General features: G+C 60.5%; 1 protein-coding gene. It reads right to left on the bottom strand.

The features are described from left to right. On the bottom strand, positions 1–1,285 hold a 1,285-nt coding region (locus ACSSVV_RS20975; RefSeq protein ID WP_454106972.1), incomplete at both ends, for a beta strand repeat-containing protein.

Here is a 1,285-nt window from a genome sequence, read left to right on the forward strand (position 1 = left end):
GTACCGGACAGGTTCACGGTTTGGGTTGTGTTGTCGATCGTGTCGACAGAGACACTCAAGGCACCGGCGGTGGCATCCAGGGAACCGTTGGCCGAATCACTCACGGCGTTGCCATTACGATCCTGCGTGGACGCTTCCACGGTCAGGTCGCCGTCGACCAGGCTGGAGATGTCTACGCCGGTCAGGGTGTAGGCACTGTCGGCGCCGACAGTCGTGGTGGTGTTGACGAGATTGCCAGCGGAATCGGTGATGGTCACGTTAACCTGGCTGTTTGGCGCCACGTCGGTGGTGGTACCCGACAGATCGATAGTCTGGGCATCATTATCGACGTTGCTAATGGTCACGGCGAGATCGCCAGCAGTGGCATCAAAGCTGCCGGTTGCCGAGTCGGTGACGGCATTGCCGTTGCGATCCTGAGCGGACGCTTCCACGGTCAGGCTGCCATCGACCAGGCTAGCGATATCCACGCCGGTCAGGGTGTAGGCACCGTCAGCGTCGACCGTGGCGGTGGTATTAACGACGTTGCCGGCGGAGTCGGTGATGGTCACGTTAACCTGGCTGTTTGGTGCCACGTCCGTGGTCGAGCCGGACAGGTCGATGGTCTGGGTACCGTTATCGATATTGGCAATGGCCACGGTCAGATCACCGGCGGTGGCATCGAAGGTGCCGTTGGCCGAGTCACTCACAGCATTGCCGTTGCGATCCTGGGCCGTGGCTTCCACGGACAAGTCGCCGTCGACCAGGCTGGAGATGTCCATGCCTGTCAAGGTGTAGGCACCGTCGGCGTCGACGGTGGTGGTGGCATTGACGGCATTACCAGCAGAGTCGGTGATGGTAATCGCAATTTGTCCATTTGGCGCCACGTCCGTGGTGGTACCGGACAGGTTCACGGTTTGCGCCGTGTTATCGATGGTGTCGACAGAGACCGTCAACGCACCGGCGGTGGCGTCAAAACTGCCGGTCGCCGAGTCGATGACGGCATTGCCGTTGCGATCCTGTGCGGAAGCTTCCAAGGTCAGGTCGCCGTCGACCAGGCTGGAAATGTCTACGCCGGTCAGGCTGTAGGCACCATCGGCACCGACAGTCGTGGTGGCGTTGACGACATTGCCAGCAGAGTCAGTAATTGTGACGCTGACTTCTTCATTCGGCGCCACATCGGTCGTGGTGCCGGACAAGTCAACCGTTTGCGACGTGTTATCGACGGTGTCGAGAGACACGGTCAGATCACCGGCGGTGGCATCCAGGGAACCGTTGGCGGAGTCAGTGACGGCGTTACCGTTACGAT

The sequence above is a fragment of the Marinobacter sp. MBR-105 genome (assembly GCF_053628895.1).